At 59.9% G+C, this 22,143-nt stretch carries 22 protein-coding genes and 2 riboswitches; of the genes, 16 read left to right on the plus strand and 6 right to left on the minus strand.

Annotated features, from left to right (window positions below; genetic code table 11):
- The first annotated feature begins 227 nt into the window (after positions 1-227).
- The gene (locus GEOBRER4_RS19630; protein ID WP_185243649.1) at positions 228-785 is read left to right on the plus strand and encodes a hypothetical protein; all 558 of its coding nucleotides are present in this window, start codon (positions 228-230) and stop codon (positions 783-785) included.
- Positions 786-918: 133 nt separating this feature from the next.
- A complete protein-coding gene (locus GEOBRER4_RS19635) occupies positions 919-2,202 on the plus strand; it encodes an HDOD domain-containing protein (RefSeq protein ID WP_185243650.1) in 1,284 nt (427 codons plus the stop codon).
- 39 nt (positions 2,203-2,241) lie between these two features.
- Here the strand turns inward: GEOBRER4_RS19635 and GEOBRER4_RS19640 are convergent, their stop codons facing one another.
- The gene (locus GEOBRER4_RS19640; protein ID WP_185243651.1) at positions 2,242-2,778 is read right to left on the minus strand and encodes a GNAT family N-acetyltransferase; all 537 of its coding nucleotides are present in this window, start codon (positions 2,776-2,778) and stop codon (positions 2,242-2,244) included.
- A 176-nt stretch (positions 2,779-2,954) separates the two neighbouring features.
- Positions 2,955-3,566 carry a hypothetical protein gene (locus tag GEOBRER4_RS19645; RefSeq protein WP_185243652.1) on the minus strand — a complete coding sequence of 204 codons (612 nt, stop codon included), beginning with the start codon at positions 3,564-3,566 and terminating at the stop codon, positions 2,955-2,957.
- Positions 3,567-3,970: 404 nt separating this feature from the next.
- A riboswitch (cyclic di-GMP riboswitch) is annotated at positions 3,971-4,047 on the plus strand.
- A 130-nt stretch (positions 4,048-4,177) separates the two neighbouring features.
- A riboswitch (cyclic di-GMP riboswitch) is annotated at positions 4,178-4,254 on the plus strand.
- A 60-nt stretch (positions 4,255-4,314) separates the two neighbouring features.
- Between GEOBRER4_RS19645 and GEOBRER4_RS19650 the strand changes: the two genes are divergently transcribed.
- The 6 genes from GEOBRER4_RS19650 (at position 4,315) to GEOBRER4_RS19670 (ending at position 10,523) form a co-directional block, all read left to right on the plus strand.
- Positions 4,315-5,625: a L,D-transpeptidase family protein gene (locus tag GEOBRER4_RS19650; RefSeq protein ID WP_185243653.1), complete on the plus strand. Its 1,311-nt coding sequence runs from the start codon at positions 4,315-4,317 to the stop codon at positions 5,623-5,625.
- 88 nt (positions 5,626-5,713) lie between these two features.
- Positions 5,714-6,079 carry an Lpp/OprI family alanine-zipper lipoprotein gene (locus GEOBRER4_RS19655; RefSeq protein ID WP_085814539.1) on the plus strand — a complete coding sequence of 122 codons (366 nt, stop codon included), beginning with the start codon at positions 5,714-5,716 and terminating at the stop codon, positions 6,077-6,079.
- A gap of 295 nt (positions 6,080-6,374) precedes the next feature.
- Positions 6,375-7,370 carry a L,D-transpeptidase family protein gene (locus GEOBRER4_RS19660; protein ID WP_185243654.1) on the plus strand — a complete coding sequence of 332 codons (996 nt, stop codon included), beginning with the start codon at positions 6,375-6,377 and terminating at the stop codon, positions 7,368-7,370.
- A 358-nt stretch (positions 7,371-7,728) separates the two neighbouring features.
- Entirely contained in the window at positions 7,729-7,983 is a 255-nt protein-coding gene (locus tag GEOBRER4_RS20255) for a GSU3128 family (seleno)protein (protein WP_255296100.1), read from the plus strand.
- Positions 7,984-8,084: 101 nt separating this feature from the next.
- Positions 8,085-9,428 (plus strand): MATE family efflux transporter, encoded by a 1,344-nt coding sequence (locus GEOBRER4_RS19665; protein ID WP_185243655.1) that lies wholly within the window; start codon positions 8,085-8,087, stop codon positions 9,426-9,428.
- Positions 9,429-9,431: 3 nt separating this feature from the next.
- On the plus strand, positions 9,432-10,523 hold the full coding sequence (locus GEOBRER4_RS19670; RefSeq protein ID WP_185243656.1) for a methyltransferase domain-containing protein: 1,092 nt from the start codon (positions 9,432-9,434) through the stop codon (positions 10,521-10,523).
- Positions 10,524-10,749: 226 nt separating this feature from the next.
- Here the strand turns inward: GEOBRER4_RS19670 and GEOBRER4_RS19675 are convergent, their stop codons facing one another.
- Positions 10,750-11,730 carry a beta-ketoacyl-ACP synthase III gene (locus tag GEOBRER4_RS19675; RefSeq protein WP_185243657.1) on the minus strand — a complete coding sequence of 327 codons (981 nt, stop codon included), beginning with the start codon at positions 11,728-11,730 and terminating at the stop codon, positions 10,750-10,752.
- 76 nt (positions 11,731-11,806) lie between these two features.
- The gene (locus GEOBRER4_RS19680) at positions 11,807-12,127 is read right to left on the minus strand and encodes a hypothetical protein (RefSeq protein WP_185243658.1); all 321 of its coding nucleotides are present in this window, start codon (positions 12,125-12,127) and stop codon (positions 11,807-11,809) included.
- A 121-nt stretch (positions 12,128-12,248) separates the two neighbouring features.
- On the opposite strand from GEOBRER4_RS19680, the gene GEOBRER4_RS19685 reads away from it, so the two are divergent.
- Positions 12,249-12,806 (plus strand): HEAT repeat domain-containing protein, encoded by a 558-nt coding sequence (locus GEOBRER4_RS19685; protein WP_226377841.1) that lies wholly within the window; start codon positions 12,249-12,251, stop codon positions 12,804-12,806.
- Between the two features lie 6 nt (positions 12,807-12,812).
- On the opposite strand, the gene GEOBRER4_RS19690 is transcribed toward GEOBRER4_RS19685, so the two are convergent.
- Positions 12,813-14,123: an HD-GYP domain-containing protein gene (locus tag GEOBRER4_RS19690; protein ID WP_185243659.1), complete on the minus strand. Its 1,311-nt coding sequence runs from the start codon at positions 14,121-14,123 to the stop codon at positions 12,813-12,815.
- Positions 14,116-15,684, minus strand: a complete 1,569-nt coding sequence (locus GEOBRER4_RS19695) for a HEAT repeat domain-containing protein (RefSeq protein ID WP_185243660.1) — start codon at positions 15,682-15,684, stop codon at positions 14,116-14,118. The genes GEOBRER4_RS19690 and GEOBRER4_RS19695 overlap by 8 nt, the downstream gene beginning before the upstream one ends.
- 181 nt (positions 15,685-15,865) lie before the next feature.
- On the opposite strand from GEOBRER4_RS19695, the gene radA reads away from it, so the two are divergent.
- From radA to tpx, 7 genes are all read left to right on the plus strand, one after another.
- Positions 15,866-17,224 carry a DNA repair protein RadA gene (radA, locus tag GEOBRER4_RS19700; RefSeq protein ID WP_185243661.1) on the plus strand — a complete coding sequence of 453 codons (1,359 nt, stop codon included), beginning with the start codon at positions 15,866-15,868 and terminating at the stop codon, positions 17,222-17,224.
- A gap of 147 nt (positions 17,225-17,371) precedes the next feature.
- Entirely contained in the window at positions 17,372-17,728 is a 357-nt protein-coding gene (gene dksA, locus GEOBRER4_RS19705; RefSeq protein ID WP_012532430.1) for an RNA polymerase-binding protein DksA, read from the plus strand.
- Positions 17,729-17,770: 42 nt separating this feature from the next.
- Positions 17,771-20,071: a GAF domain-containing sensor histidine kinase gene (locus GEOBRER4_RS19710; protein WP_185243662.1), complete on the plus strand. Its 2,301-nt coding sequence runs from the start codon at positions 17,771-17,773 to the stop codon at positions 20,069-20,071.
- A gap of 210 nt (positions 20,072-20,281) precedes the next feature.
- Positions 20,282-20,446 carry a hypothetical protein gene (locus tag GEOBRER4_RS19715; protein ID WP_185243663.1) on the plus strand — a complete coding sequence of 55 codons (165 nt, stop codon included), beginning with the start codon at positions 20,282-20,284 and terminating at the stop codon, positions 20,444-20,446.
- 319 nt (positions 20,447-20,765) lie between these two features.
- The gene (locus GEOBRER4_RS19720) at positions 20,766-21,005 is read left to right on the plus strand and encodes a hypothetical protein (RefSeq protein ID WP_085814527.1); all 240 of its coding nucleotides are present in this window, start codon (positions 20,766-20,768) and stop codon (positions 21,003-21,005) included.
- A gap of 141 nt (positions 21,006-21,146) precedes the next feature.
- Positions 21,147-21,548: a bacteriohemerythrin gene (locus GEOBRER4_RS19725; RefSeq protein ID WP_185243664.1), complete on the plus strand. Its 402-nt coding sequence runs from the start codon at positions 21,147-21,149 to the stop codon at positions 21,546-21,548.
- An 84-nt stretch (positions 21,549-21,632) separates the two neighbouring features.
- Positions 21,633-22,136: a thiol peroxidase gene (gene tpx, locus GEOBRER4_RS19730; protein ID WP_085814525.1), complete on the plus strand. Its 504-nt coding sequence runs from the start codon at positions 21,633-21,635 to the stop codon at positions 22,134-22,136.
- Positions 22,137-22,143 lie beyond the last annotated feature (7 nt).

A 22,143-nucleotide genomic window follows, 5' to 3' on the forward strand; every position in this document is an offset into this window, starting at 1 on the left:
GAAGAAACAAAAAGGAAAAGTAGCCACAAGCGTCCCCTATCCCTCCAACCACCAAGCACTTTATGAATCGCGCCCCTGGATATGCTATAGTGCCTGGGGGCAGAGCTGGTAGGGCAGATTCAACCTCTGACAACTCCCCTTTACTCCTCGCTTATGCTAACATACCGCAGTCCATCCTGAATTAACCTGGCAGATGCTCTGCATCGTGCCTAGCATCGAGCCGTTTCATGCCCTTTTCGTCGATCCAGCCCACCTCCCACTTGCTTCCGGTGTTTAAGCTTTTCCTGCTTCCTGTGGGAGGCGGAATCCCCGCAGGTGTTTTGCTGGCCCGCGCCCAAGGCCTGGCTTGGCCCGTCACCGCAGGGCTCTACCTGGTTTCGGATGTGGTCCTTGCCGTCATGTTTGAACCGGTTCTGCGATTTTTCGCTGCTGTTACTAGGAATATCCCCTTCCTTGTGCGTTTCAACGCTGCCTTAAAGGCTGCCACGGCACGAAGCGTTGCGCATGTCAGCGGCACCAGCACCGGTCCCCTTGCGCTCGTCATGGTAGCCTTCGGCGTAGATCCGATGACCGGGCGCGCCACTGCGCTTGCAGTGGGTCATGGATTCCTTGCGGGCTGGGCCTTCGCAATCGCAGGAGATATGCTCTATTTCGCGGTCATCGCCCTCACCACCTTGCGCCTCAACTCCTACTTCAAAGACCCGAACACTACGATGCTCATCGTCTTGGCCGCGATGTTCCTCGTGCCCATGCTGGTTCGCAAGTTACGCGGCCACCGAGAGTGATGCGGCTCCAGGTCGCGGCTTTTGTCATTTAGAAGCTGAGAAGGTTTTAGTTGGAAAAAATATCGGATTTAGTATATGTGTACGCAATCTAGGTTTAGCGTTATGTCCCCGCAATTCTATGAAGGTGGGTATCATGGGAGTCTTGTTCCAGGTTGAATTGAGCTTCATGCCGATTCAGGATATCTTGCAGTGGATCGACATGAACCGTCTCACTTGCGTGGTCACCATTTCACGCGAGAACAACAGCGGCGTCACCTTCTATCTGGAAAAGGGAAAGCTGGTCCTGGCCGGGTCCCAGAAAAAGGGTCTGCAATTCGGCCAGTTCCTCGTGGCCTCTGGCGCGCTCTCCGAAGTGCAGGTATTCCAGGCGCTAACGGAAAGTAAGAGCAAGGGGGTTTCGCTCACCAGGTACCTGGTTGAAAACTCACTGGTATCTCCCGGTGTCCTCACTGATATCATGTCCGACCTGGTCGAGAAACTGATCCTCGACCTCCTCGCCAACAACGCCGGTTCAGTCTCCATCACGACTCCGCTACCCGAAATTCTTGCCAATGGGCCGATCACCCTGGAAACGGCGCGCGTCCTCTTCAACGCAGTCAGGATCTACGACGAGCAAAACAGGGACTCGCTGCAACGGGACGAGGCGATCGAGGGGATCAACAAGCGGCTTTACAATGAGGACTTCCAGCTTCCGGTTCTTCCCGGCATGCTCATGCAGCTGATTTCGCTCATGGAAGATGACAACACCACGGTGCAGGAGATGGTCAAACTGATCATGACCGACCAGGTCCTGATCTCCCGCATCCTCAAGGTTGCCAATTCTGCTTTTTACTCGGTGTCCGGGCAGGTGGACTCGATCCACTACGCCATAGTCCGGCTTGGGATGCGCGAGGTGCTTAACATCGTGACTGGAATCCAGGTGCTCTCGATGCAGAACCGCGATATTCCCCAGGAAAAGTTTCAGGCTATCCTCGATGGCGCGTTGAAGACGGCATTTCTGGCCAGTGGGCTGGCCAGGCAGTTGAGGGAGGATCCGGAAGAGGCGTTCCTTGGCGGGTTGCTACTTGATCTCGGCAAGACGGTCATACTGAGTGTTGCCAAGGATTTCGAGATAGAGGAGTCGGTCTTCGATGAGCTCATGCATTCCCGGCATGCTGAAATCGGGGCAATGATAGCCAAGAAGTGGAATTACCCGGAGTCGATCCAGAATCTGATCCGCTACCACCACAACCGCAACTTCGGTGAGATCGTCAATAGGATGATCGCGCTTCTCCAGGTAGCAGACCAGGCCGTTCAGTCCCCATCCGGAAAGGAGATAGATCCGAAGCTGCTTGATTCCCTCGACCTCCCTCTGGAAGCGGTTATGGAGGTCCATTCGAAAGCAATGGATTCCTTCAACCAAATTAAGTCCATATAAGCCGGATCGGCAGTTACGCAGCGCGAATATTCCACCTATTCAGCCATCGACGGGATGGGCAGGCGTATCCAGCAACAACTGGTAGAATGCCAGGTCGAGCCACCTGCCGAATTTGAATCCGACCTGCGGCAAGGTGCCAACGTGCTTGAAGCCAAGTTGCTCATGCAGCGCGATACTCCCGGTGTTCGCAGCATCGATTGCACCTACCATTGCATGCACGTCGTTCTCTTGCGCCACCGCTATCAATTCCCGCATCACAGCCCGCCCGAGCCCCTGCCCACGATGATCCTTGTGCACATAAACAGAGTGCTCCACGGTGTACTTGTAGGCAGGCCAGCTTCGAAACGTGCCATAGCTGCCGAATCCCAGAAGCACACCATCGTTGTCCTCGATGCCGACCACCGGAAAGTTGCCGGCACGCTTCGCGGCAAACCAGTCGACCATGGTCTGCCGCGTCCGGGGCTTGTAGTCGTAGAGCGCGGTCGAGGTCATGATCGCATCGTTGAAAATTTCCAGGATCGCATCCGCATGTCGCTCGAAACTGCAGCGCACGGTCGAGTGCTCATGCTCTCTCATCGCGCTTTCCTCACTATTTCCATACCAGCACCTCCGCCAGCATCAACTTCTAACCATTTACCTGAATCTCCCGCCTTAGTCACGCTGAAAATTGTGCTCCTTGAGTCACAGATGAGAGGGGCAGAGTGTAAATGAAAAAGCCCCCCCGGCTGTCGCCAGGGGGGCATCGGTGAGGTTCAAGGTTGAAGACTGATCGGGTTGGACCAGGGGCCGGCCATGTCTCCGCGCTTACCCCTGATCCTGAGCCAGTTGAGCTGCGTGCGATTCAATCCGGTTATCGGTATCTTCTGGCACTTGGTCGACCATACCAGAAGCCTCCAGTTTCCTTCCAGGCCGGGGTCCGCTTCGCAGGCCCATACTTCATATCCCTTTGCCCCCACTATCTTTGTGATTGACACTTCAGGATGACCTTTCTTGTCGAAACTGACCCTGAAATCCCTAGGACGGTCCAAGACAGCCTGAGAAGAGGGTGTTCTTTCGGTTGAGTGATTGAAACCGAAGGATTCCTGCAGTGAGGGATCTTTCGCTGTGATCACCTTGGCCAAGCCCAGAAGAAGGGCGAGGTTTTGGTCGATCAACTGGCGATCCTCTTCGCAGGCCTTGATCTTTTCGGGGTCTCCCTTCAGAGAACCTGCAAAATTGGTCGCGTAGCGTTCATGAAGCTCGCTATAAAACTCGGGCGTGGGGATGAGCGATAACATCCGGTTGAACATCTCCCTGTTATAGTTCGCATTCATCGCTGCGGATTTGGAGATCAATTCAGGATGGCTCAATTTACTCGTCGGCATATGCCACCTCCGATTAATTATTTTTAATTCAACGAAATAATAGCCGGGCATCTGCCGATGTCAAAAAAAAAATTGGGGCCAAATACCTCCGGTGCTTTTTCATGGACAATTATTGGGAATGAACGTTTTGGAATCTGAAAATGCACCTTCTGAAGAAAATACGTCATTTTATGTTCCAAAAATGACGTATTTGAAAAGAATATGGTGTTTCCTGCCCAAGAATGACGCATTTGGGGAAAAAATGTTGTTTCGGCCATCCCATGTAGCGGAGCATGGGAGTTTAGGCTTGATTCCGAAGAAAATTCAAATTCCTAACAGGTTATCCTGCAGGCGACGAAAATTCAGAAAAAGAAGTTGACAATTCCTCATCTAAAGGTATCATCCCCGCAAGTTGAAACTTGGATAGACGATAATACTCAACCATCCGCGAGGGTGGGGCGGAAAGCCTATAGGGTCTCACCGAGACAGCCGGGTTGCCGAAATATCACGAGATATTCCGGTCCCGGCTTTTTTGTTTCCAAGGATGAAACGGGGGGCAAGTCGCGACAGGCGCCTTGAGAGGCGCGGGTATGATGCCGGGCGGTGTTCCCGGCACCAACATCGATGGTGGTAGACGATAATACTCAACCATCCGCGAGGATGGGGCGGAAAGCCTACAGGGTCTCACCGAGACAGCCGGGTTGCCGAAATATCACGAGATATTCCGGCCCCGGCTTTTTTTGCGCCATAGCTTAGGAAGGCTTCAGTCATGCACAAGATCTTTCGGCTGCCATTCATAGCGAACGTTGTTCGCCCCTTGTTTCTCTGCTGCTTCCTCCTGTACCTGAACGGATGCGCAGCCATGAACAGGGCTGCCGAGCCATCGTCTCTGAGCCCGGCTCCCATGCAGAGGGAGATCGAGCGGAACGCCTTTCCGGTAGCTGCAGGTGATGACGTCATCGGCACCCTGGCAGTGGTGAAGTTGGAGAAGGGTGACACCCTGCCCGACATCGCCCGGCATTTCAGCCTGGGTATCAACGCGATAAGTGCCGCCAATCCAGGTGTCGATGTCTGGGTGCCTGAACCGGGGAGGGAGGTGATACTCCCCTTGACCTTCATCCTCCCCGATGCCCCCCGCAAAGGGATCGTGGTCAACCTGGCAACCATGCGTCTTTTCCGCTTCAAGGGGAACGTCGTGTCGACCTACCCGGTAGGTGTCGGCACCTCCGAGCGGCCGACTCCTACAGGTAAGATGCGCGTGGAAAGAAAGGCTGCCCTTCCCACCTGGCGCGTGCCCGCTTCAATTGCGGAAGATCACAGGAAAAAGGGAGATCCTCTCCCTGCGGAAATTCCCCCGGGAGCCCTCAACCCATTGGGCGAGCGCGCGCTTTATCTGAGCAAGGCCGGCTACTTGATCCACGGCACCAACAAGCCGGCCAGCATAGGCCTTAAGGCGACGAACGGGTGCCTGCGACTCTATCCGGAGAACGTAACTGCGCTCTACGAGGAGACCCCGGTGAACACCCCTGTGTTAATCGTGAACCAGCCATATCTCGTTGGGGAACGCGATGGGGTCCTGTATCTGGAGGCCCATGCGCCCAGGGAAAGCTCCGGCGCCCTGGAGTGGGAAAAGCTGTCGGCAAAACTCAAGAAGCTGGAAAAGAATTACGGTCGAGGGCTCGACTGGAAAAAGATCTCTCAGATACGTATGGAAGCCAGGGGTGTTCCTGTCCCCATCTTGGCCTTAGGTCCAGACGGCGGGAAAGAGAGTGTCAAACCGGTAACTCTCGAACACCCGCCCCAGGTATTCGGCGCCCCGGAGATACCAGAGCTGCGGCTGGACGCCTGGTATGTCCTGGCTGCCAACGTGCGCGAGGAGTTGGAGGCTCGGCGGATTGCCGCCATCATCAACCACCAGGGTCCGCCCATCCCGGCACGGGTCTTGTCGAAGAGCGGCAACAGCTACCGTGTCATCGCCGGCCCCTTCGATAACGCCGGCGTGGCCAAGGAGGCGGTGAGACGCCTGAAACTCGACCTGGAACTCGATGGGATATTGATCGATCCTGTTGCAAAGATGTAGCAAATCCGGCCTGTCCATGGTGCAGGCCGGATGTCATGAACTACCCGCGGTGGCGTAAAACAAACCAACAATTAGGAGGTAACTAGTCATGAAGAAAGGTGCTCTTTTGGTCACGATGATGCTTGTTCCCGCTGTTGCCATGACGGGATGTGCGACGTCAGGGGATCTCGCGAAGGTGCAGACGCAGGAAAGGGCGATCGGCGCTAAAGCCGATCAGGCATTGCAGGAAGCCCAGGCTGCCAAGGCCACGGCGGATGCGGCCAAGGCACAGGCCGATGCTGCAGCGGCTCGGGCGGAAAATGCGGCAAAAGCGGCAGAGGAAAGAGAAAAGCTCGCCGCCGAGAAGGAAAGGCTGGCCGCAGAAAAGGAAAAGGCTGCCGAGGAGCGGGAAAAGATCGCGCAAGAAAAGGGAGAGCGGGCTGACGCCGCTTTTTACAAGTCGATGAGGAAGTAACTGCGTTTATTAAGAGTCTCCCCCTCCCCTATTCGCGGACCGAAGCGTTAAGGCGCGCAGGCCCGTCAAGGGAGGGGGAGACCGTCATTGCATTACGTCTCCAAGATGAAGCTTGGGAGGATTCAAAAACAAATCCCCCCTGCCCCCCCTTCGCAAAGGGGGGAACGTTAATTCGCGGACAGTGCTTGATGGGCAATATTCCCCTGGTTCCCGAATTCCCCGATGAACTTTAGAAAAGGGGGAAGTTTATTCACGGACAATGCTTGATGGGCAATGGGTGAAGGTGAAGGCGACGATGGAAGTTACAACTGTAAGCAGGAAATGGAAGCAGCTTTGCCTTTTCATTGTCCTCGCCGCATTAGTTTTCCCGGCGGGCGGATGCAGCCACCTCGACGGCTCATTCCGCGCCGCTTCCGCATTTGAAGAAGCCGGCGGCCGTTCCGACCGGGGTGATTACCCGGCCGCTTTGAGCGGATACGAAGAGGCCTTGAAGAAGTACCCCGCCGCCGGGGACAGGGCTTTGTTCGAAATGGGGATCATCCACGCCCACCCGAATAACCCGCAGAAGGATTACGGCAAAGCGCTGGAGTGCTACCGGACCCTGATTAAGGATTACCCCCGAAGCAGTTACAGGCCGGACAGCGAGATGATGATTTTTTACCTCGCCAATGTGACGATGAAGGATAAACTCCTCGACACCCAGCGAAACGAGATCGAGGTTCTCCAGCGCGAGGTAAATAAACAGCGGGACGAGATAGCAACCCTGCAGCGGGAGATCGGTAACAAGGAAGGCGAAATTGCCTCGCTGCAGCAGGAAATCACGGCGCTGGAGAAAGCCGCCTCTCCTCCCCCTGCGGTCATTAAGGGACCGGCCGACAAGATCCTGATAGAGAAGAAAGAACGACGCTTGACCCTGATGGCGAAGGGCGAGGTGCTCAAAAGCTACAAGATTTCTTTGGGGGGAAATCCCAACGGTCCCAAGGAAAGGCAGGGGGATAACAAGACACCGGAAGGAACCTACCAGATCGATTCGAGGAACAGCGACAGCCAGTATCACCTCTCCCTTCATATCTCCTACCCCAACGAGCGGGACAAAAGGCGAGCCAGGCAAATGGGGGTTTCCCCGGGCGGAGACATCATGATTCACGGGATGCGCAACGGCTTCTCGTGGTTTGGCGAATACCACACCTCCATCGACTGGACCAGGGGATGTATCGCCGTAACCGACAATGAAATACTGGAGATAAGTGAACTGGTGCCAAACGGCACTGTCGTGGAAATAACCCCATAGGCGCGTCCAGCAGCTTAAGCATGCCACCGGCGTTATCGTTGAGCGTCATCACCGAACGTCCCTCCTTGGCCGCAAGAACCTATCTGACGAACTGCCGATTTCAAACAAATACAAGTAAATACAAATCCCCCCGCCCCCCACTCAAAGGCATAGCACACGGATTTGACGGATAACGCGGATAGAATCAGACTGATCTTGAGAAAGCATCAGCGTCTAATCCGCGGTAATCGTTTTTAATCCGCGTCATCCGCGTGCGATGCCTCTGCCTTGGGTTGATAAATAGTTTTAACCGCTCCCGGTTTGTGCTAGTTATGTAGGACATTTTCCCAACCGTCTGTTCCCGCCAAGGAGGTTGACTATGAAGATCCGCAAAAAGATTCTCGATTTCGAGTATGAAGAGGTTCTGGAAGTCAAGTACCGCGAACTGATACGGGTGGGCTGCGCCGTCGCTGTCGGGTGCCCCGATTGACTCAAGAAGCACTTCGCGGTCGCGAAGCAAGCAGGCGCCACTGAAGCGGAACTGAACGAGGCCATGGCCTACGGCATGATCGCACCGTCCGGAAGGGCGAAAAACTTCGTGCTCGGCATGAAGGGGACACTGGACGAGTTGTAATCAGGCCGCAGAGTCTGATCCGCAGCTGGCGTGCAATAGCAGCTTGGGCCGGGACCTCCAGGGACCGGCCTTCACTTTTCGTAAGCGAGAGCCCATAGATCTTGAAGCGTCTTTTCATCAAAAAGAGAAGGAAGCCGGTCTCCATACGCCGCAACGTCGCCGCGCTTTCGATGCCGGTGCTCCTGTCGTCCCTGTTCCAGCGCTTGGTTTCCATTGTCGACATCTTCATGGTAGGCGGGCTGGGAGCTGCAGCCATCGCCGCCACCGGCCTCGGCCAGCTGCTAATCTTCGTGACCATGACGGTGTTCTGGGGGCTCTCCACCGGCGCCAACGTGGTCATCGCGCATCTGTGGGGAGCTGGGCGCCACCTGGAGGCGCGCCGGGCAGGGTTCGCCTCGCTTTTGCTTTGCGCCCTCCTTGCCGTGGCGGCGACGCTTCTAGGGAGCGGTTTCGGCAGCGAGGTGGCTACTTTCATGGGGGCGAGCCCCGACGTCCTGGCCTACGCCTCCCCCTACATCCGGCTGGTTTTTCTCTACTTCGCCTTCACCGCCGGGCTCAACATCCTTTCCGCCATCAGCCAGGGTACCGGCAACACCAGGACGCCGATGGAGGCGATCCTCCTGGTCAACATCCTGCACGTGGTCATCGCCTACCCGCTCATCTACGGCAAGTTCGGCTTCCCACGCTACGGTGTGATCGGGGCGGCTTACGCCATAAACATCTCGGAGGCCGTCGGTTTCAGCTATCTGCTGATCCAGTCGCTCAGGAAGGGGTATCTCAAGATCGGCCCCCCCGACCTGGTGCTATTGAAAAAGGTGTGGAAGATCGGCTACCCTGTCGCGCTGGAGCGGATCGCCCAACAGTCGGGGCAGCTTTTCTACTCCAAGTTCATCATCGGCTTCGGCACTGCCGCCTACGCGGCACACCAGATCGGCCTCTCCATCGAATCGCTCTCCTTCATGCCGGGGGCCGGCATGGGGATCGCCGCCGCCACCTTGATGGGGCAGTCGCTTGGGGCCAAAAAGCTCAGGCGCGCCCACATGAGCCACACCGAGGCGCTACGGCTCGCCATCATCGTCATGGCCTGCATGGCTTGCCTCTTTTTCTTCATTCCGCACCACCTGATCGCCCTCTTCACCAGCGACCCCGACGTCATCGAAAAGGGGAGCGTCTTCCTGAAGCTGGTCGCCTTCGCCCAGGTGCCGCTCGCCATCTCCTTCGTCTATGCCGGGAGCCTGCGCGGCACAGGCGACACGCACTACGTATTCCTGGTGACCCTGGTCGCCATGTGGGGGATCAGGGTGCTTCTCTCCTACGTCGCCGCGGTCCCGCTGCATCTCTCGCTCTACGCCGTCTGGGGTGTGTTCCTCGTGGACTGGTTCTTCCGGGCGGGCGCCTTCTACTGGCGCTACCAGCGCCGCGACCTGCACAGCGTGATCATCTAGGCGATGCAGCTCTCCTTCGCACCCACAGTTGACGGCGACGAGATACAGAGACGGCTGGAACTGCTCCTGGTCCCGGGCCCTCTCCTCGACGCGCCGCTTTCCTTGAGGATTGACCGCCTCGCCCGCTCCTTCGCAGGCTACGCGGCGAGTTATCCCCTGCCGCTTTGGGCTCCGGGGCTCGTGATCGACAACGAGATGCGGAGCCTGACCGAGGCGCTCCTCCCGATGGCTGAGATCCGCCCTCTTTTCGAGCGCCTGCTTAAGAAGGGGTGCCGCTTCTCCCCTCTTCTCTCCGGCTGCTACCTCCACAGCTCTGCCAGCTGGATCGATTTCCTGCAGCGCCTGCACCCTCCTCTGCCGCTGGCTAACCCCGCCGCCACCCTCTCCCGGCTGGCCGAAGACTTTGAGGCGCGGCGGCGTTTTCTCTTCTCGCTGATGCTCCCACACCACTACGGCGGCGGCTTCGACCGCTACCCCCTGCAGTCGCAGTGGCTTTCCGGGTGGCTAAAGGAGCGGGCGGGAAGTTTTATCCGGGGGATCCGGGTCCTGGACAGCGCCTGCGGCAGCGGCGAGGGAACTTACCAGGTTGCGGAACTGCTGCAGGAAGCTGGTTATTCGGGGAGGAGTTGCGAGGTGCACGGGTCGACTCTGGAAGAGATCGAGCTCTTCGCGGCGGCTCATCTCTACTTCCCGCACGACCCGCAGCGGGAACGAGAGTACCGGGCGCGGACGGCGCCGCTTTTAAGCGCGGCCGATCCCCCCAGGCTCGAGTTTTATCTGGACCGGGTCGGTTCCGTCCCACAAAGGGAGCCGTACCACCTGGTCTTATGCAACGGCCTTTTGGGCGGGCCGCTGCTGCACGATGAGGCTGGGCTCGACGCGGCCTTCGCCGGCCTTGCCGCGCGTCTTCTCCCGGGCGGGGTCCTCTTGGCCGCCGACCGCTTCCACGCCGGGTGGCGGCTGCGGGTGCCGGCGGAGAGGCTCAAGGAGTTGATGCAGGCGCACGGGCTCACGCCGATCGAGGTGCCGGAAGGGATCGCAGGGAAGAAAGAGGCCGTTCTCGTGCAGTACCCCAAAGGCGTCGCACGCGGATGACGCGGATGACGCGGATGACGCGGATGACGCGGATTCCTGCGGATTAATCTGGATAAACAGTGTGAGGGTCTTTGGTACAGAGACGACGGCCACTTTCACCCCGGACTTGCTGATCAACAGGGGATTTTGCAAAAAAAGGGACGCAGCCTGATGGCCCGTCCCTCTTACTTTAACTTCTCAATCCGCTCTATTCTTAATCTCAATCTTAATCTGATTCCCTCTTACTCTACGCCTTAAGCAGCACGCCTCCCCATGACAGCCCGCCTCCGAACCCCATCATCAGCACCGTCTCGCCGGGCTTGATAACGCCGTTTCTTCGGTTCTCATCGAGCGCGAGCCCCAGCGACGCAGCCGCGGTGTTTCCGTAACGGTCGAGGTTCAGCAGGAACTTCTCCTTGGGGATCCCGGTCTTCTTGGAGATGAAGTCGATGATCCTGACGTTCGCCTGGTGCGGGATGATGTGGTCTATTTGCTCCGGCTTTATCCCCGCCCGCCCCGCCAGGTCGGAGATGATGCGCGGGATGACGTCGGTGGCAAAGGTGAAGACGCTTTTGCCGGCCATCTTGAAGGTGTTCTCCTTGAGCGCGATGCTCTCGGCGCTGATCGGCTTGCGCGATCCGGAGGAAGGAACCTGGATCAGCTCCCACCCCCTGCCGTCGCTCTGCATCATGGTGTGCTGGATCCCCTTGCCGGACGTCCCGGCACCGAGAACGACGGCGCCGGCGCCATCGCCGAAAAGCGGGGCGGACCCCTTGTCGTCAAAGTCCAGTATTTTCGAATAGGTATCGGCGCCGATCAGCAGCACCTTGCGGTATTTGCCCGACAGGATCAGGTTGTCGGCGACCTCCATCCCGTAGATGAAACTGCTGCACACCGCGTTCATGTCGAAGGCGAAGGCGCGCTCAGCTCCGATGTTCTTTTGCACCATGCAGGCGGTGGCGGGAAGGATCATGTCGGGGGTGGAAGTGGCGACGATGATGCAGTCGATCTCGAGAGGGTCGAGGTCGGCGTTCTCCAAAGCGCGCAGGGCGGCGCCGGTGGCGAGGTCCGAGGTCGCTTCCTCTTCTGCGGCGAAGCGGCGCTCGCGGATGCCGGTCCTGGAATGGATCCAGGCGTCTGCATCATCAACTAGGTACTCAAAGAAGCTATTGGGGACGACACGGGCGGGGACGTGCCCGCCGGTGCCAAGGATTTCCGCATGCAGCATGTCAGTGCGCCTCCCTTGCTTCCCGCGAATGGGATCGCGGAAACGTACTGTTTATCTCATAATAAAATACCGTTTGTCAATTAATTTGACTCTCCTTATCGAAAATGGCATCCACCACCCCGTAGACCCACAAAAGAAGGAACCCCACCATGAGCCATTTGGCATAGGGGGAGTCGGTCTGGATCGACGCGAGCACGCGCTCGGCATCCATCCCCCCGCCCCGCGCCGCGAGCATCAGCTTTCCCGCGCTGCGCATGGCTATGAAGAGCCCTCCCAGGATGAAGACGTTGTCGAGCAGAATCATCACGCCGCCTTTGACGCGGCTGCCGCGGTACAGCTGCCCGAGCCCCGGCAGCACCAGCGCGGAAAGCGCCACGGCTTTGATCTTGTTTCCCATCTTTGTTTTCTCCTTCTAGCTAACGGCGCGGTGCCCGCGCCGGGTTGGAAATCATCGTTTTTATGTTGTGAAATGCTGGAATTTCTGCTAGTTGTTCACCACTATGGACAAATCCTCATCCATGAAAAGACGCGAAGCCATCATGCCGCTCCTCAAGGATCCGGAGGTGGAGGTGCGCCTGGCTGCCGCTCGCGCGCTGGAAAAGCTGGAGGCGGCCGAGAGCCTGGAAGAGGTCTTCGAGCGGCTGAAACGCGGGGACCGCGCCACCAAGGTGGCCGCCATCTACGCGCTGGGACAGATCGGGGGAGCCAAGGTGCTGCCGGTCCTTTTTTACTGCGCGGGAAGAAGCGAGGAAGACATCAAGTGCGCGGCGATACGCGTGCTGGGCGAGGTGGAGCTCCCTGAGGCGGTGCCGGTCCTTATGGGGCAGCTCAAAGAACCGGCGCCCGAGGTGCGGGCCGCGGCCATCGAGGCGCTTTCCCACTACCGCGACCCCGCCCTGGTCCCCCGGCTGCTCCCTTTCCTGGATGAAAACGACGGCATGGTCGACGCCGAAGCCGCACTGGCACTCGGGCGCATCGGTGACGCCTCGCTCGCCGAACCGCTGATGAAGCTGGTGAACTCCCCCCACGAAAGAACCCGCGCCGCCGCGGCGACAGCCCTGTCGCTGCTCCCCTGACCCTCCCTAGAAGTAGCGCGCCACGTCGATCCCCTTTACCAGAGGATCCACCAGGTCCACGATGCAGTCGCCGCTCGAGATCAGGCTTCTCAGTTCGGGCTCGTCGAGCATGCTCCCTTGCCGGTCCATGACCACCTTCACCACCGCGGCGCCGCAGGGCTGGCTGCTGGGGGCGAAGACGACCGCGATCTCGTTGCTGTCGAGACGGACCAGGCTTCCCGTCGGGTACTTCCCGGTCAGTTCCATGAACCGTTCCACGACGGCGCCGTCAAGGCTACCCCCCACGGCCTTCCTGATCTCCTTCATCGCCTGGTCGGGGAGCATGGGGCGCTGGTAGCTTCTGAGCGTGGTGGTGGCGTCGTAGAAGTCGGCGACCGCTACGATCTTGCTGGTGGTGCCGAACTCCTTATCCCTGGCCCACTCCGGGTAGCCGGCCCGGTCGTAGCGGATGTGGTGCCCAAGCACCGCCTCCGCCACCTTCTCCGACACCCCTTCCATCTCCCGCACGATGGCGGCGCCGTATTCCGGGTGCTTCCTCATCTCCACGAACTCGTCGCTGTTCAATTTTCCCGGCTTGTTGAGGATGTCCTTGTCCACCCGCGTCTTGCCGATGTCGTGGAGAAAACCGGCCAGCCCGCTTTCCTCCACTTCTGGCTCCCGGTGCCCCATGGACGCCGAGAGCGCCATGGAGAGCACCCCCACGTTGACGCTGTGCTGGAAGGTGTAGTTGTCGTAATCCTTGATCAGGGCCAGGCCCAGGAGCGCGGCGGGCTCCTTGATCGCCGCGGAGGCGAGGCTGCTCACCACGGTGAGCATGCGCCGGGAGTTGGGTATGCGCCCCTTGCCGATCTCCTCGAAGATGTCGCGCACCGCGCTCACCGCTTCGTTGTAGGTGTGGGAGAGGGAATCCTCCTCCATCACCTCGATCAGTTTTACGCCGGCCTCCTTGAGCCCACGGGAGAGTTCGCCGGCCTCGCCGCTTCCCTCCGCGAGAAGGCGCGCCAGCACGGACAGGTCCGGCGCCAGCACCCCCGGCTTCAGGACCAACCCGGCAATCCCCTTCTCCTCCAGGCGGTTGATCAGCTCCTGCAGCGGCGCAGGGGGGGCGAAGAAGAGATGCTCGCCCACGGAGAGAACGCCGTCCACTACTGCCAGCCGCAGGTCTCCGCCGTTTCTCTGCAGCACCAGCATCAGGTTTTCCATCTCCCGGAAGGGCTGCAACGAGGCGGGGTGCCCCGGAGGGTAGAGCCCCGCCCCCTTGATCGCCCCCGACAGCAGAGTCGCCAGGCGTTGTGCATGCTGCAGGCCGTCAATCATGGGTCCCTCCTGAGATCCTTTCGATGGCGTCCAATGCCTCCCGGCAGGACTCGGCGAGCGCGCCGGAGCCGCGGGCGAGCGTGCTGAGGGCGGCAATCGCCGTCTCGTCGCCCAGCATCCCCAGCGTCGAGGCGACCGCCACCTTGAGTTCGAGCCAGCGCCCCATGACCGGCCAGCCGCGGGTGCCGAGCATCTTGAGCAGTTGCGGCGTGACCCTGCGGTCGCCGATGCGCCCCAGTGCCGTCACCACTTCCTTCTTCACTCCGAGCTCCTTCAACAGGAGGTCGCGGCGCTCCAGAAGCTTCAAAAGCGCAGGCACCGCCTCGCGGCTCCGCATAAGCCCCAGGGAGAGTATGGCGTGGCGCACCACACCCTCGTCCTCCTCTTCCAGCAGCGGCAGCAGCAGGAGCACCGACGCCTCCCCCCCTATCTTCATCAGGGCCCGGACCGCTTCCTTGCGCACCCGGACGTCGTGGTGGTACAAGGGGCGCTTGAGGGCAAGGACGCAGTCGGCGCAGCGCAACTCCCCAATGATCGCCACCATGTTGCGCACCACGTACCAGCGCTCGTCCTTTAGCATCGCGACCAGAGGCGCTACGGCGGACTGCCCCATGGCAACGAGCGCTGCGGCGAGCGATTTCCTTTCGAAGAGCCCCTGGGCCAGGCAGATTCTCTGGATCACCCAGTAGGCCCCTTTCCCCCCAAGGACCGCCAGCACCCGGTGGATCGAATCCCGCACCTCGCAGTCGCGGCTCTCCAGCGCGTTCATCAGCTGGTCCGCCGCTCCGTCCGCCAGTTGATCCAGCGTGAACAGGGCGTACTCCCGCTGGGGGAGGCTCCGTTCCGGCTCCTGATGCTGGCGCAGCAGCTCCTCCAGGATGGTGAGGACCGGGACCTGCTGCGGGTCGGCGTGATACCCCGCCATCAGCTCCCGTCCCAGATCCTGGTAGCGCATGTCGCTTTGTTCCCCCGCCATCAGCAGCAGCAGTTCGCCGATGCCGCGCTGCTGGTTCGCGGGTGACGGGGGAGCCCCTAGAGAGGGGATGCTATCCCAGCCCTCCTGCTCCCCTTCCTGGTATGCGGGGCGCTTGGCCCAGATGGAGGCCAAGTCCTTTTCGTTGACCCAGATGGTCCGCACCCCTTTGTCTTCCAGCTCTTTGGCAAGGCCGCCGGCGGCGGCCCCCTTCTGCGGGTCACAGTTGAGCAGATGCACGAAGACCCCCAGGTCTCCGGGGATGAGGTCCTGCATGAAGCTTATGTTGGCGATCCTGCGGATGAAGCACTCATGCGCCAGCTGCTGCACCATGCTGTTCCCCTGCACAGGCTCTCCCGTCAAGATAAAGCCCTGCCGGTTCACGCCGAGCACCAGCTCGCGGTCCGCTACGAGCCTTCTCAGGCCGTCGTAGGCGCGCTGCAGGGTCTCGGTGCGGTACGGGTGCCCCTTGGGGTAGAAACCCGCCCCCTTCACCGCCTTGTGCAACTCGACCAGCGCCTGGACCAGGAACCCCGGGTTCTCCGCCGGCGGGACGAGCTTGAGCAGTTTCTTGTTTACGACTGGCAAAGATGCCTCCCCTGACCCAACCCTTACACATTAGAGCCGTGCGCGATTTTATCTCACCGAGCGAAAGCTTGTCAAACTAATAGGGGGCGCGGCCGCAGAAGTGCGCCGCAGTTGACACCTGTGGGCAAAAAGCTTAGTATTGCGTAGTTTTTGCCCCGTTCGGGGTGCGGGGACGGGGGATATGGCCAAGGTAAAAGTAAAGACAGGGTTCGTCTGTTCCGAGTGCGGCGCGGATTACCCGAAGTGGCAGGGACACTGCACCGCCTGCGACGCCTGGAGCACCATCAAGGAGGTCCGGCTCGGATCCGAGCGCTCGGCGCGGCGCGAAGGTTTCGCGGGTGCCACCTCTTCGGTGACCCTTCTTTCCCAGGTCGAGTGCAGCGAAAAGGCCCGCTTTTCCAGCGGCAGCGAGGAGTTCGACCGGGTCCTGGGCGGTGGCTTCGTCCCCGGCTCGGTGATCCTGATCGGGGGGGACCCCGGCGCCGGGAAGAGCACCATCCTTTTGCAGACCATGTGCTTTGCCGCCGCCTCCAAGGAGGTGCTCTACGTCTCGGGCGAAGAGTCGCTGCAGCAGATCGCCGGGCGCGCAAGGAGGCTTCAGCTTCCCCTGGACCGGGTGAAGATGCTGGCCGAAAGCTCGGTGGAAGCGGTCCTGGAGGCCGCGAAGTCCGAGCGCCCCGAGGTGGTGGTGATCGATTCGATCCAGGTGATGCAGTCCGCAGCGCTGGAGGCGGCGCCCGGAGGGGTGTCCCAGGTGCGCGAGTGCGCAGCCGCGCTCACCTGCTACGCCAAGACCTCCGGGGTGGTGCTGATCATGGTCGGGCACGTAACGAAGGACCAGTCTCTGGCCGGCCCCATGACCCTCTCCCACATGGTCGACACCCAGGTGATGCTCTCCTCCACCGAGGACTCACGGTACCGGCTGATGCGCACCACGAAGAACCGCTTCGGTCCCGTGAACGAACTGGGGGTCTTCGCCATGACCGAGGGGGGGCTGCGCGAGGTGAAAAACCCCTCGGCCATCTTCCTCTCCCGCAGCGAGAGCGCCGCGCCCGGAAGCCTGATCAGCGTTCTTTGGGAAGGGACCAGGCCGCTTCTGGTCGAGATCCAGTCCCTGGTGGTGGGGGCGCAGTACGGCTCGCCGCGCAGGCTCGGCATCGGGCTGGACCAAAACCGCATCGCCATGATCCTCGCCGTCATCACCAAGCACGGCGGCCTCGTGCTCTCGGACCAGGACGTCTTCGTGAATGTCGTGGGGGGGATCAGGGTCTTGGAGACCAGCGCCGACCTGGCGGTGGCACTCGCCATAGTTTCCAGCTTCCGGAACACTGTGCTCCCCCAGGACCTGCTGGTCTTCGGGGAGGTGGGGCTCTCCGGCGAGATCCGCCCGGTCTCCAACGGGGAGATGCGGCTCAAGGAAGGGGTGAAGCACGGCTTCACCCGCGCCATCGTACCCAAGGGGAACGCCCCGAGAAAGGGGATCCCCGGGCTCGAGGTGGTGGCGGTGAGTTCGCTCCCCGAGGCGCTGGAAGCGATATGAACCCGATCTAATGAGCGACAAAAGGATGCCTGCGCAGCGATCCCTGCGCTTTTACCCGTGATTTTTGTTCATCTCCAGGCAAATTTCGCTTTACTAATGGGGAAAAATCCTCTTTAATGTCGAATTGATTAGAAAAGGACAGGTGTCATGAATACGGAAAAGCTCGAGTACTTCAGAGGTATCCTGCAGGAAGAGAAGAGATCGCTCCTCGAAGAGGCAGGCCGCACCGTCTCCGAGATGACCTCCGACACGACCAACTTCCCCGACCCCACCGACAGGGCCACCCAGGAATCGGACCGCACCTTCGAATTGAGGATCCGTGACCGGGAGCGGAAGCTTATCGTGAAGATCCAGGAGGCGCTGGCCCGGATAGAGGCCGGAACCTTCGGCATCTGCGAGGTCTGCGAAGAGGACATCAGCGAGGCGCGCCTCAAAGCCCGCCCGGTAACCACGCTCTGCATCGACTGCAAGATGGAACAAGAAAAGAAAGAACGCTTTCGGTAACCAATAAAACCCCCTAGAGCTGTCGTTTCCTTCGGAGTTCCCATGGCTGCCCGGAAGGGACAAAACCTCCTGGAGCAAGCGTTAACTATTGCCCAGTCCTCCGGTCGCTCCCCTCAGGTCCGGCTCAACTCCCTGCTCCGCCTGGCGGCCCGTGGACACGGAATCGCCTCGGCCACCATCTATGTTCCCGACGTGAAGGGGCGCGTTTTGCAGCGCCGCTTCAGCACGCTCCCCCTTCCCTGCGGTCATAGCTGTCACATCCCTTACGGCGCCGGTGGCGCCGGGCGCGCAGCCGCCACCCTTGCCCCCCAAAACTTAACCGCCGACCAGCTGCACGGCGACGAGCCGCGCTCCGGCAACGGCTCCACGTCAGCGCTCCCCCTTGTCGACGGCGACCGGCTTTTCGCCGTGCTCGCGCTGGAAAGCGCCACCGGGGAACCGGTCAAGGAAGCCGCCGAAAGGGCCCGCGTCCTGACCCCGGTGTTCTCGCTGGCGCTAGCGAGCCTTGCTGCGGCCGAAGAATCAGAGGAGGCGCAGCGCAACCTGTCGCTGCTTTCCGCGCTCGCCAAGCTCTTGAGCTCGCCGCAGCCGCGCGGCGTCTTGCTGAACCAGCTGATGCAGCTTTGCACAAGTTCCGGCCTCTCAAGTTGCGCCATCGTCCGGCTGAAGCAAAGGGGTTCCAGCAGGGAGCGGGTGATCCGGAGCAGCCGCAGGGGTATGGGGCCGAAGCTTCCCTACCTGCTGGAGCAGGAGCGCACCATAGCCGACCGGGCCTGCGCCACCGGCGTCACCTGCGCCGAGGAACTCGGGGCCGACTCCAGTTACCGCTATGCCCTTTGCACTCCTCTTGGCAGCAATGGCGCCCAGCTTGGCACCATGACCCTTTTCGGGGGGCCGGAACTCGCCTCCCCCAAGCAGGTCGAGCTTGCCGAAACGGTGGCGCGCCTTCTCTCCGGCGCCATGGCCGAGGCGATCTGCAAGGAGCAGATCAAGACCTACGACAGCGTGAACGAGAAGAAGCTGAAGGAGCTCTCCCTTCTTTACCGGATGAGCAACACCATGCTCTCCACCATCCAGCTGAACAAGCTGATCCACCTCACCCTGACCGCGCTCACCTCCGGTCCCACCCCCTTCTTCGACCGCGCCTCGCTCTTTCTCACCAACGAGCGCTCGGGGGTGCTTCTCGGCATGCTGGGGGTCACCAGCGAAACCTCCCATCCCCTCTCCACCCCCAGTGGGGGAGGCGACGACATCCTCTCCAGCCGGTGGGACATCTCCGACCACGATATGGCTGAGCAGCGGAATTCGGAGTTCTCCCGGCAGGTGCAGGGGAGGCGGCTGGAACTGGACGGCACGCTCAACATCGCTTCCCAGGCCGTCCTGGAGAAGAGGCTGATCTACATCCCGGACGAGGGTGGGATCGACGGTGCCGCCCTCCATTCCGGCCGCGGCGCCCTGGCTGCCTCCCCGCTGATCGCTCACGGGCAGGCAGTGGGCGCGGTACTGGTCGACAACGCCTTGACCCGCAAACCGATCAACCAGGAACACCTGCGCTTCCTGCAGCTTTTCACCAACCAGGCCGGGATGGCCATAGAAAACTCGATGCTCTACAACAAGATCGAGGACGCGAACCGGCAGCTGAGCGAGGCGCAGGAGCATCTGCTCCAGAAGGAGCGTCTGGCCGCCATCGGCGAGATGGCCGCCGGCATCGCCCACGAGCTGAAGGGTCCGCTGGTCTCGATCGGCGGGTTTGCCGGCAGGCTCGCCAGGAAGCTCCCCCAGGAGAGCAGCGAGTGGGCCCACGCCGACCTGATCGTGCGCGAGGTGCTCAGGCTGGAGGGGATCCTCTCCGAGATCCTGCTCTTTTCCAAGAAGACCACCATCTGTTACACCCGGTGCAACCTCTGCGACATCGTCAGGGAGTCGCTCGCCGTGGTCACCCCTCCCCTGGAGGAGAAGCAGATCACCGTGAACGCCAAGTTCCCGCGGCAAAAGCTGGTGCTTTTGGGGGACGGGCAGCAGTTGAAGCAGGTATTCATCAACATCATCCTGAACGCCCTCGATGCCATGGGGACAGGCGGCTCGCTGAACATCCAGGTCTCCCCGGCCGAGTTGGACGGCAAGGACGCGGTCCAGGTTAAGATTTCCGACACCGGCGGCGGCATACCGCTGGAGACGCTGAACAGCATCTTCACACCCTTCTTCACCACCAAAGGAAGCGGCACGGGCCTGGGTCTCCCCATCGCCAACCGCATCATCACCAACCACGGCGGCAAGATCCAGGTCACCAACCTCCCCGGCCTCGGCGTCGAATTCAGGGTCGTGCTGCCCAAACACTGGTGAAGCACCTTTCTCCACGCCGCATATCCAGCAGCCCCTGCCGCTTGTCCTAGGACCCGTGGTCTTTTCGACCCGTGCCAGGGCGAGATTTCCGGATGCCGCCTGACCCTCGATGAAAAGCTTTCACTTTTTCTCCTCATTTCCTCCTCATTTTTCCTATATCCTGATACTTGAGGTAGTACCGGGAAATTGTTAGGCCAAAGGAGAACGGTCATGAGAAAACGAGTGAAAGCGCTGATAATTATCGCCATGTTGCCGCTGCTGCTCTCGGGTTGCATCATCTCGCCGTGGTATTACGATGACGGGCCTGGTTACCACCACGACCACGGCAGATGGCACGACCGAGGATACGACGACCGCGGGTATGGACGCCGCTAGTTTTTCAGTTTGTAGTCGTTGCACCGTCGAAAAGGGCTTTGGGGTTTCCAAGGCCCTTTTCCTTTAGCAGGGTTCCACCGTCACAGCCGTTTTCCCCTTAGGAGCTGCGACCTCATCGAGCGACGGGGCGACGGAGCAAGGATATTCACCTCAAATGAGGCAGCAAAAGAGATGATTTGCGGCGATGCAGTGGGGGGCGGTCTGTGGCCTCTTTTTTTTAAATGCCTGATTCCAACCGGTTACGCCATTTCTCAGCGGTTGGCACGTCATATGCTGAAGAGAGGTCATAATTCAACCCACTCCCAAAGGAGAATTCAAAATGAAAAAAGTATTGTCCTCCGTAGTCGCTGCTCTTGTTGCTGTTGCTTTCGCTGGCGTTGTCTACGCTGCTGACGCTGCCCCGGCTGCCGCTCCGGCTGCAGAAGTGAAGAAAGAAGAGAAAGCTCCGGTCAAGAAAGCCGCCAAGAAGAAGCATGCGAAGAAGCACGCCAAGAAAGCTGCCGTGAAGAAAGAAGAAAAAGCTCCCGCAGCTCCGGCTCCGGCAGAAGGCGCGAAGTAACAATCTCTCGCTTTCAAAGAGCACCTCAAAAAGCCGCGTCCGAATGGGCGCGGCTTTTTTTGCTTCCAGACTCTATCATTCAAGCTTTCCACTGATTTCCCGATAAGATGTGAGGATATATTACACGCGGAGGAATCAGCTATGCCTATTGTTGCTTGGGATGTGAGCTTGTCAGTCGGAAACAACGTCATCGATGAACATCACCGCCACCTGATCGCCTTGCTGAACAAGGCCTACGACGAGTTCTGTGACAAAAACTCCACGGTCGCCATGGGACCTCTGCTGGAGGAGCTGATCGACTATGCCACCTACCACTTCGCCCACGAAGAGAAGCTGATGAAAGCGACTTCTTACCCTGAAGCGGCGCAGCACCTCCAGGAGCACGAGCGCTTCGTCAAGCGGGTGACCGAGATGCAGAAAGACTTCGTCACCGGCGACGTCCCCTTCTCCCTGGAACTACTTTCCTTTATGAGAAACTGGCTGGTGAACCACATCTCGAAGGTCGACACCAAGCTCGGCGCCTACGCCAGCACGCGCCACTGAACCGGCGGCACAGCTGCGCTCCTTGCAATCCTGCGGAAATCGCTTAAGCTTTCCCGGAATTTATCTTTGATGCAGGAGGAAGAGATGCCTAAGGTGACATTTAAAGGAAACCCGGTGACGCTGGTTGGACCCGAACTCAAGGTGGGGGACGCAGCCCCCGACTTTTCGGTGGTGGACAACTCCATGGCTGCGGTTTCGCTCAAAAACTACCAGGGGATGGTCAAGATCGTCAGTGCGGTCCCGTCGCTCGACACGCCGGTCTGCGACACCGAGACGCGCCGCTTCAACCAGGAGGCAGCCAAGCTGCCGGGGGACGTAGTGGTGCTGACCATAAGCGCGGACCTGCCGTTTGCGCAAAAGAGATGGTGCGGTGCGGCCGGCATCGACAAGGTGGTGACCCTTTCCGACTACCGCGATCGCTCCTTTGCCCTTTCCTACGGCGTCCTTATCGACGAGTTGAAGCTCCTTTCCCGCTCCATCTTCGTCATCGACAAACAAAACGTCATCCGCTATATCCAGCATGTACCTGAGGTGACGCAGGAGCCCGATTACGAGGCGGCGATCAGGGCTGCGCGCGAACTCCTCTAGCGCCCCA

Source organism: Citrifermentans bremense (assembly GCF_014218275.1).
Lineage (GTDB): Bacteria > Desulfobacterota > Desulfuromonadia > Geobacterales > Geobacteraceae > Geomonas > Geomonas pelophila.

Excerpts from the sequence above, each read along its gene's own strand:
- GEOBRER4_RS19630 (WP_185243649.1), top strand. The coding sequence starts at position 228 with ATGCCCTTTTCGTCGATCCAGCCCACCTCCCACTTGCTTCCGGTGTTT.
- GEOBRER4_RS19635 (WP_185243650.1), top strand. The coding sequence starts at position 919 with ATGGGAGTCTTGTTCCAGGTTGAATTGAGCTTCATGCCGATTCAGGAT.
- GEOBRER4_RS19640 (WP_185243651.1), bottom strand. The coding sequence starts at position 2,778 with ATGAGAGAGCATGAGCACTCGACCGTGCGCTGCAGTTTCGAGCGACAT.
- GEOBRER4_RS19645 (WP_185243652.1), bottom strand. The coding sequence starts at position 3,566 with ATGCCGACGAGTAAATTGAGCCATCCTGAATTGATCTCCAAATCCGCA.
- GEOBRER4_RS19650 (WP_185243653.1), top strand. The coding sequence starts at position 4,315 with ATGCACAAGATCTTTCGGCTGCCATTCATAGCGAACGTTGTTCGCCCC.
- GEOBRER4_RS19655 (WP_085814539.1), top strand. The coding sequence starts at position 5,714 with ATGAAGAAAGGTGCTCTTTTGGTCACGATGATGCTTGTTCCCGCTGTT.
- GEOBRER4_RS19660 (WP_185243654.1), top strand. The coding sequence starts at position 6,375 with ATGGAAGTTACAACTGTAAGCAGGAAATGGAAGCAGCTTTGCCTTTTC.
- GEOBRER4_RS19670 (WP_185243656.1), top strand. The coding sequence starts at position 9,432 with ATGCAGCTCTCCTTCGCACCCACAGTTGACGGCGACGAGATACAGAGA.
- GEOBRER4_RS19675 (WP_185243657.1), bottom strand. The coding sequence starts at position 11,730 with ATGCTGCATGCGGAAATCCTTGGCACCGGCGGGCACGTCCCCGCCCGT.
- GEOBRER4_RS19680 (WP_185243658.1), bottom strand. The coding sequence starts at position 12,127 with ATGGGAAACAAGATCAAAGCCGTGGCGCTTTCCGCGCTGGTGCTGCCG.
- GEOBRER4_RS19685 (WP_226377841.1), top strand. The coding sequence starts at position 12,249 with ATGAAAAGACGCGAAGCCATCATGCCGCTCCTCAAGGATCCGGAGGTG.
- GEOBRER4_RS19690 (WP_185243659.1), bottom strand. The coding sequence starts at position 14,123 with ATGATTGACGGCCTGCAGCATGCACAACGCCTGGCGACTCTGCTGTCG.
- radA (WP_185243661.1), top strand. The coding sequence starts at position 15,866 with ATGGCCAAGGTAAAAGTAAAGACAGGGTTCGTCTGTTCCGAGTGCGGC.
- dksA (WP_012532430.1), top strand. The coding sequence starts at position 17,372 with ATGAATACGGAAAAGCTCGAGTACTTCAGAGGTATCCTGCAGGAAGAG.
- GEOBRER4_RS19710 (WP_185243662.1), top strand. The coding sequence starts at position 17,771 with ATGGCTGCCCGGAAGGGACAAAACCTCCTGGAGCAAGCGTTAACTATT.
- GEOBRER4_RS19715 (WP_185243663.1), top strand. The coding sequence starts at position 20,282 with ATGAGAAAACGAGTGAAAGCGCTGATAATTATCGCCATGTTGCCGCTG.
- GEOBRER4_RS19720 (WP_085814527.1), top strand. The coding sequence starts at position 20,766 with ATGAAAAAAGTATTGTCCTCCGTAGTCGCTGCTCTTGTTGCTGTTGCT.
- GEOBRER4_RS19725 (WP_185243664.1), top strand. The coding sequence starts at position 21,147 with ATGCCTATTGTTGCTTGGGATGTGAGCTTGTCAGTCGGAAACAACGTC.
- tpx (WP_085814525.1), top strand. The coding sequence starts at position 21,633 with ATGCCTAAGGTGACATTTAAAGGAAACCCGGTGACGCTGGTTGGACCC.